Here is an 8128-nt window from a genome sequence, read left to right as displayed (position 1 = left end):
CGAGCAGCGCCTCAGCGGTCGCGAGCGCCCATCCGGCCGCACGCGGGTAGCGGCGCGCGACCAGCAGCGGCTCGGTCAGCGCGCCCTCGGCGGCCTCGCGGTGGCGCAACGAGCCGGTCAGGGCGGCATAGGTCACGAGCGCGCCCGCGGCGGCCGCCTGGCCGGACGGCGTCGGGCCGTCGGCGACGTCGCGCGGCCGGCGGATGCGGGCGAGGACCGCGTCGGTCTCGTCGACCGCGGTGTCGTAGAAGCCGGTGCCGCCACCGGCGGCCGCACCCGCCTCCGAGAACCGCGCGAGCACCTCGTCCAGCAGCTCGCCCGCGCGCACGACGTAGGCCTCGTCGCCCGTCGCCGAGTACAGCGCCAGCAGGCCCTCCGCGACGTCGGCGTAGTCCTCGAGCACGCCCGCCGCGGCGCCGACGACGCCGTCGCGGCTCGCCCGCGCCAGGCGCACGACGTCGCCGTCGCGCGTCACGTGGCGTTCCAGCAGCGCCGCGGCACCGACCGCGGCGTCGACCCAGTCGGCCCGCTCGAGGAGCGCACCGGCGTCGGCCAGGGCCGCGATCGCGAGCCCGTTCCAGGCGGCGATGACCTTGTCGTCGCGTGCCGGCCGCGGTCGCGCCTCGCGGGCCTCGGCGAGCCGGCGCCGCACGTCGGCCCACCGCTCGCGGTCGGGTGCTCCGTCCGCATCCGTCGGGTCACGCAGCAGCTGGAGCACCGAGGCGCCCTCCTCGAAGGTGCCCGCCGCGGTGACGTCGAAGGTCCCCGCCGCCCAGGCGGCGTCGTCATCGCCGAGCACCTCGACGAGCTGCTCGGGGGTCCAGACGTAGAAGGCGCCTTCGTGCGGGTGGCCGTCGGGGTCGCCGGCGGGCAGGGAGTCGGCGTCCAGCGCCGAGGCGAAGCCGCCCTCGGGCGTGCGCAGCTCGCGCAGCAGCCAGTCCGCGGTCTCGGTGACCACGCGGTGGGCCAGCGGCGAGCGCGCCAGCCGCCACCAGTGGGCGTAGACCCGCAGGAGGAGCGCGTTGTCGTAGAGCATCTTCTCGAAGTGGGGGACCACCCAGCCGGCGTCGACCGAGTACCGCGCGGAGCCGCCGCCGAGCTGGTCGTACATGCCTCCGCGGGCCATCGCCTCGAGGGTGCTGCTCGCCATGGCGAGCGCGTCCGGCTCGCCCGTGCGGGCGGCCCGGCGCAGCAGCCACTCGAGCAGCATCGACGGCGGGAACTTGGGCGCCCCGCCGAACCCGCCCCGGGCGGCGTCGTACGAGCGGCGCAGCGTGGACGCGACGTCGGCCAGGAGCGCCTCGTCGAGCACGCAGGCCGCCGGCAGCTCGCCGCGGACCTGCGCGCCGAGCGCCTCCCGGATGCCGGACGCGCTCTGGTCGACCTCGCCGCGGCGCGTGGTCCACGCGGCCGCCAGGCTCGCCAGCACCTGGGGGAACGAGGGCATGCCGCTGACCGGGCGCGGCGGGAAGTAGGTGCCGCAGAAGAAGGGGTCGCCGTCGGGCGTCGCGAAGACCGTCATCGGCCAGCCGCCGTGGCCGGTCATGGCCTGCGTCGCCTCCATGTAGATGGCGTCGACGTCGGGCCGCTCCTCGCGGTCGACCTTGATGCAGACGAAGTGCTGGTTCATGAACGCCGCGGTGGTCGCGTCCTCGAAGGACTCGTGCGCCATGACGTGGCACCAGTGGCACGCCGCGTAGCCGACGGAGATCAGCAGCGGGACGTCGCGCTCGCGGGCCGCGGCGAACGCCTCGGGACCCCACTCGTACCAGTCGACCGGGTTGTCGCGGTGCTGCTGCAGGTACGGGCTCGTGCTGGCGGCGAGGCGGTTGGGCATCGGACTCCTTGCTGCTCCCGGGGTCGCGGCGTGACAACCGCCGACGACGCGGTCTCCTCGACGCTACGTGACCCCGCCAGACGGCGCCCGCGCGGACGGCCCGCGCGGACGCCGCCTGGCGAGCCCGTCAGCCGGACGCCGTCCCCGGCTGCGGGGGAGGAGTGCCGGCGGTCCCGGCCGTCCCGGCCGTGCCGGCGGTCCCGGCTGTGCCGGCGGTCCCTGCTGTGCCGCTGGTCCCGGTGCCCGAGGACGGCAGCGGGTTGACCAGCACGATGTCCGCGCTCGCCCGCTCCTCGGGCGTCCGGCGGTCCCACGACGGGCGCCGGAGCGCGTAGAACAGCAGGGGTGGCCCGCCGAGGACGACGACGACCCCGGCCACGACCAGCGGGTAGGCGCTCTCGGACAGGCCCGTGAACCCGGACGGCCGGACGAACGCGAGCACGAAGGCCGTCACGCACGCGACCAGCCCGACCCCGGCGACGAACGTCATCGCCGGCGTCCGGTACGTCCTGACCACGTCCGGCTTGGTCTTGCGCAGCCGGATCGCCGCCGCGAACATGAGGATGTACATGATCAGGTAGAGCGCGGCGGCCATGTCCACCAGGGCGATGAACGCCGTGTTGCCGCTCGGCACCAGCACGAAGAGCAGCGCGAGCAGCGTCACGATCGCGCCCTGCACGCCCAGGATGCCGACCTGGACCCCGGCCTTGTTGCGGCGCTGCAGCGCAGGCGGCAGCAGGCCGGTCCGGGCGGCGGCGAGCAGACCGCGCGACGGCCCGGCGATCCACGTCACCACGGAGGCGAAGGCGCCGAGCGCGATGAGCAGCGAGATCGCCGGCGTCCCCCACGCGATGCCCCAGTGGTCGAAGAACTCCTTGAACGCCAGGTTGATCCCGTTGGTCAGGCCCAGCTCGCTCTTCGGCACCGCGAGGCTGATCGCGATGGTGGGCAGGATGAACACCAGCAGGATGAGGAGCGTCGCGAACGCGATCGACCGCGGGAACCCCTTGCCGGGGTTCTTCAGGTCGTTGGCGTGCACGGCGTTGACCTCCATGCCCGCGTAGGCCAGGACGTTCGAGACGATCAGCACGATCGACGCGATGCCCGTCCACGGCGGGATGACGGCCGATGCCTCGAGCGACGTGTCCGACTTCTCCCCGGTCGCCAGCCAGATCGCGCCGAACGCGATGAGGAGCACCGCGGGGAACAGCGTGCCGAGGATGCCGCTCCAGGAGCCGACTTTGGCGAACAGGTTGCCGCCCGCCAGGGTGATCAGCGTGGAGCCCCAGTACAGGATGAGGATGACGGCCGCGGTGTAGAGGCCGTTGTTCGACAGCCCCTGGTCGCCGATGACGAACGACAGGCTCGCCGCGATGAACGCGATCTGCGTCGGGTACCACACGACGTTCTGGATCCACTGCAGCCAGATCGCCACGAACCCGGTGCGGTCACCGAAGGCCTCGCGGACCCAGGTGAAGACGCCGCCCTTCCAGCCCGTCGCGAGCTCGGCCGCGACGAGCGCCGTCGGCACGAGGAACACGATCGCCGGGATGATGAACAGCGTCACCGAGCCGAGCCCGTACAGCGACATCGCGGGCAGCGACCGCAACGAGGCCACGACGACGACGGTGAGCATCGCCAGCTGCCCGACCGACATGGCGACGGTCGCGCTCGCGGCCGGCGCCCCGATCGCCGGGCCGGTGTGCTCCGGCGGGATGCGTGCGCCGGGCGTGCCATACGGGTGCGCCTTGACGTGCTCGGCCGACGGCGCGTGGGTGCCGTCCGCCCTGACGTGGGGCCACCGGGCGTGGGAGCCCGAAGGACTCGCCTCGGCCCCGCTCGATCCTGGTGTGGTGCTGTGCGTGGACATGGTTCTCCCCCTGCTCGAGCATGCTCCGCCGTGCCCTGGATCAGTGGTGGAAGCCGGACCGCTGGCCCTCGGTCGGCATCGGACCGGTGAGCGCGTCGAGGTACTCCACCTCGGCGGCGAGGTCGGCCAGGAAGGCCGACGCGAGGTCGTGGCTGAACCCGTTGCGCACGACGACGCGCTGCACGGTGACGTCCGGCAGGTCGTCCGGCATCGGGTAGGCCGGGACGAGCCAGCCCTTCATCCGGAGCCGCTCGGACAGGTGGTACAGGTTCCAGTTCTCCGTGTGCCCGTGGCGCAACCGCCAGGCGAAGACCGGGATGTCCGAGCCGTCGTTCCAGAGCTCGAACGCGGGCATCTTGGCGATCTCCCCGGAGAGGTACAGCGCCACGTCGTGGGCCGTGCGCTGCACGGCGGTGTAGCCCGCGCGGCCCAGCCGGATGAACAGGTAGTACTGGAGCAGCACCTGGGCGCCGGGGCGCGAGAAGTTCAGCGCGAACGTCGGCATGTCGCCGCCGAGGTAGGACACGCGGAACACGAGGTCCTCGGGCAGGGACTCGACGTCCCGCCACACGACCCAGCCGAGTCCGGGGTAGACCAGGCCGTACTTGTGGCCGGAGGTGTTGATGGAGGCGACGCGGGCGACCCGGAAGTCCCACTCGAGGTCCGGCTGCACGAAGGGCGCGATCATGCCGCCCGAGGCGCCGTCGACGTGGATCGGGACGTCGAGGCCGGTCGACTCCTGGATCCGGTCGAGCGCCGCGGCGATCTCCGTCACCGGCTCGTACATGCCCGTGTAGGTGACGCCCATGATCGCGACGACGCCGATCGTGTTCTCGTCGACGTACTTCTCGAGCTCGAAGCCGTCGAGGACCTTGTGCTCCTCGGTGATCGGGACGTATCGCGCCTCGACCTCGAAGTAGTTGCAGAACTTCTCCCAGCAGACCTGCACGGCGCTCGACATCACGAGGTTGGGCCGGTCCGTCGCCTTGCCCGCCGCACGGCGCGCGTGCTGCCAGCGGCGCTTGAGCGCGAGCCCACCGAGCATCGCCGCCTCCGAGGAGCCGATGGTCGAGGTGCCGATCGTGTGCTCCGGGTCGGGCGCGTGCCACAGGTCGCCCAGCATGGTCCAGCACCGGGTCTCCACCGCGGCGGTCTGCGGGTACTCATCCTTGTCGATCATGTTCTTGTCGGCGGCCTCGAGGTAGAGGCGCGACGCGTACTCGTCCATCCACGTGCCGACGAACGTCGCGAGGTTCAGTCGCGCGTTCCCGTCGAGCATCGCCTCGTCGTGGACGACCTGGTACGCCGTCGACGGCATCGACTCGTCGTCCGGCATCCGGAACTTCGGTAGCTCGGTCGCCTCGCCTGGACGCGCGAAGACCGGGTTGAGCTCGACGACGTCCGGCTCGTCCTGCCGGCGCGCGACTCGACGCGTGTTCGTGACCATGGTGCCCCCCTAGTGAACGTGGCCCCGCACCTGGAGGCCACTTACCACTGTAAACGCCGTGATCTGGGACGCATCTCGTGAATCGGGCACGGGCACGAGTCCGGTGGCGCCCGGCGGGGGCCGGCCGCCGGGGGACGCGGTCAGGCGAGGGAGAGGAACAGCTTCTCGAGCTTGGCCACGTCGAGCGTCGGCGCGGCGTCCTCGTCGCCGGCCGCGGGCGCCGTGAGGCACTGCCGCATGCCCGACGCGATGATCGCGAACCCCGCGCGGTCCAGCGCGCGCGAGACTGCCGAGAGCTGCATGACCACGTCCTCGCAGTCGCGGCCCTCGTCGAGCATCCGCACGACGGCCGCGAGCTGCCCCTGCGCGCGCCGCAGGCGGTTCGTGACCTTGACCATCTCGTCCTTGTCGAGCTCCATGCGGGGTCTCCTCGTGCGTCAGGCGGTCAGCGGGGGCAGGTGCACTGCTCGGCGCGGGGCACGTGGCCATGACGTCGTCGACGTGCATGCCGCATCCCTCCCACGTGGTCTTGCGGCAGGTCGCGCAGCGGACGGGGTAGCACATGGTGGTCTCCTTCGAACTCGGCGGGGTGGCGCGGGCGCTCAGGCCCGGGTGAGCCGCGGGTGGACGGCGGTCAGCGTCAGCCAGCCGCCCGAGAGGTTGCGGGCGTCCAGCCCCGCGGCGAGCAGGACGCGCGTGGCGATGTGCGACCGCACGCCGCTGGCGCAGTGCACGCTGACGGGGCGGCCGCCGGCGGCGTCGCGCACCTCGTCCAGGCGCGCGCGCAGCTCGGTGTGCGGGATGTTCAGCGCGCCCTCGAGGTGGCCCCGGTCGTACTCGGCGCGGGAGCGGACGTCGAGCACGAGGGTCTGCGCCAGGACGGCGTCGAGCTCGTCCGGGTGCCACTGCGGCATGGTGCCGTCCAGGACGTTCTGCGCGACGAAGCCGAGCATGTTGACCGGGTCCTTGGCGGACCCGTACGGCGGCGCGTACGCGAGCTCGAGCTCGGCGAGGTCGTCGGCGGTCATGCCGGCACGCAGCGCGGTCGCGAGGACGTCGATGCGCTTGTCGACGCCGTCGCGCCCGACCCCCTGCGCACCGAGGAGGCGCCCGTCGGGGGCGAACGTCGCCACGAGGTGGACCTGCTCGGCGCCGGGGAAGTAGCCCGCGTGGTGACCGGGGTGGATCCGGACGACCTCGTGCGCCATCCCGGCGCGCCGCAGGTCCGCCTGGCCGGGGCCGGTCATGGCGGCCGTGAGCCCGAAGACGCGCACGATCGCGGTCCCGAGCACCGCGGCCTGCGGGGTGGTGCGGCGTCCCAGCATGGAGTCCGCGGCGCGTCGGCCCTGCCGGTTGGCCGGTCCGGCGAGCGGCACCGGACCGAGCGCACCGGTCACGGCGCGGGTCACCTCGACGGCGTCGCCGACGGCCCAGATGTGGGGGTCGGAGGTGCGCTGGTCGGCGTCGACCCGGATCGCGCCCGTGGGGCCGAGGTCCAGGCCCGCGTCGCGGGCGAGGTCGCTCGCCGGTCGCACGCCGACGTTGACGACGACGACGTCGGCCGGGACGTCGCTGCCGTCGGAGAGCGTCACGGTGACCCCGCCGTCGTCGTCCCGCGCGGTGATGCTCCGCGCGGAGGTGCCCACGTGCAGGTGGGCGCCGTGGGCCGCGAGCTCGTCGGCGACGAGCGGCGCGAGCTCGGCGTCCAGCGGGGGCAGCACGTGGTCCGCGAGCTCGACGAGGTGGACCTGCAGGCCGCGTGCGACCAGCGCCTCGACGGCCTCCAGCCCGATGAACCCGGCGCCGACGACGACCGCCGTGGACGGCGTCGAGCCCGCGTCGCGGGTCAGGGCTGCCACCCGGGCGTCGAGCGCGTCGAGGTCGGGGACGGTGCGCAGGGCGTGCACGGACGGGTGGTCGAGCCCGTCGATCGGCGGCCGGACGGCGACGGCGCCCGGCGCCAGCAGGAGCGCGTCGTAGGAGAGGGTGTCCGGCCCGTCCGCGGTGAGCACCGTGACGGTGCGAGCGGCCGGGTCGACGGCGGTGACGCGTGTCCCGGTGCGCACGTCCAGCGCGAGGGCAGCGGCCAGGGATGCGGGCGTGTGCAGGAGGAGGGCCTCGCGCTCCGCGATCTCGCCGGACAGGTGGTAGGGCAGGCCGCAGTTGGCGAACGAGACGTAGTCGGACTGCTCGAGGACGACGATCTCGGCGTGCTCGTCCAGCCGCCGGGCGCGCGCGGCGGCGCTCATGCCGCCCGCGACACCTCCGACGACGACGATCCGCGCCGGGGCGGTTGGAGGGGTCGTGGACATGCCTCCACGATACCCCCGGGGGTATCGTGGAGGTGGGTCGCGGGGCGTGTCCTCCCTCACGATCACCTGCGGCAGGGACGGGTCACGCGTCGTCACCCCGGGCGATGCGGGCCGTGCGGAGGTGGGCCGTGGGTCGGACGTCGCGCGCGTGGCGTCGGTCGCTCGGGCGACGTGCCCGCCGGGGCTCCCCGCCTAGCGTCCGGAGCGCCGGCGCGGCACACCCGCCGCACCACGGACCCGAGGAGATTCCATGCCCACGAGCACGAGGCCGTCCCGCCGCCTGTCGACGACGCTGCTGGTCCTGGGCGTCGTGCTGTCCTTCTCGTCCGCCGTCTGCTTCCTCCTGCTCGACCTGCCGGGCGCGGGCACGGCGCTCTTCACGGGCGTCGTCGTGGTGGCGGCCGTCGGGTTCGTCGCCGAGCGTGCGGACGAGCGCCGGCGCGCCGCGTGGTTCGCCGCCCGGCACGGGTCCGTCGCCGCCGTCGCCGCCGGGCTCGACGTCGACGCGGTGCGGCGGTGCCGCGACCAGCAGGGCGAGGTGAGCGCCGTCGTCGCTGTGCGCAGGCAGCAGCCGGACCTCACGCTCCTGCAGGCCGTCGAGCTCGTCCGGTCCCTGTGAGGCCGCGGGGCCGGGGTGCGTCGACCGGCCCCGCCGGGCGAGG

General features: G+C 73.7%; 6 protein-coding genes. 1 reads left to right on the top strand and 5 read right to left on the bottom strand.

Annotated elements, in window-relative coordinates:
* The 5 genes from IDM29_RS01330 to IDM29_RS01310 all read right to left on the bottom strand — a co-directional run.
* The coding region (locus IDM29_RS01330) for a thioredoxin domain-containing protein (RefSeq protein WP_188037069.1) at window positions 1-1837 on the bottom strand (1837 nt) is incomplete at its 3' end.
* 127 nt (window positions 1838-1964) lie between these two features.
* Window positions 1965-3707: an APC family permease gene (locus tag IDM29_RS01325; protein ID WP_223147832.1), complete on the bottom strand. Its 1743-nt coding sequence runs from the start codon at window positions 3705-3707 to the stop codon at window positions 1965-1967.
* Between the two features lie 40 nt (window positions 3708-3747).
* On the bottom strand, window positions 3748-5154 hold the full coding sequence (locus tag IDM29_RS01320; RefSeq protein ID WP_182111842.1) for a glutamate decarboxylase: 1407 nt from the start codon (window positions 5152-5154) through the stop codon (window positions 3748-3750).
* A 140-nt stretch (window positions 5155-5294) separates the two neighbouring features.
* Window positions 5295-5573, bottom strand: coding sequence for a metal-sensitive transcriptional regulator (locus IDM29_RS01315; RefSeq protein ID WP_182111841.1), 279 nt, complete (start codon window positions 5571-5573; stop codon window positions 5295-5297).
* A gap of 183 nt (window positions 5574-5756) precedes the next feature.
* Window positions 5757-7466, bottom strand: a complete 1710-nt coding sequence (locus tag IDM29_RS01310; protein WP_188037068.1) for an FAD-dependent oxidoreductase — start codon at window positions 7464-7466, stop codon at window positions 5757-5759.
* A gap of 250 nt (window positions 7467-7716) precedes the next feature.
* Between IDM29_RS01310 and IDM29_RS01305 the strand changes: the two genes are divergently transcribed.
* On the top strand, window positions 7717-8085 hold the full coding sequence (locus IDM29_RS01305) for a hypothetical protein (RefSeq protein WP_182111839.1): 369 nt from the start codon (window positions 7717-7719) through the stop codon (window positions 8083-8085).
* Window positions 8086-8128 lie beyond the last annotated feature (43 nt).

This window comes from Actinotalea sp. JY-7885 (assembly GCF_014525465.1).
In the GTDB taxonomy this organism is placed as follows: domain Bacteria; phylum Actinomycetota; class Actinomycetes; order Actinomycetales; family Cellulomonadaceae; genus Actinotalea.
Note: the sequence above shows the minus strand (reverse complement) of the source record. Positions and strands in the feature narration are given on the sequence as shown.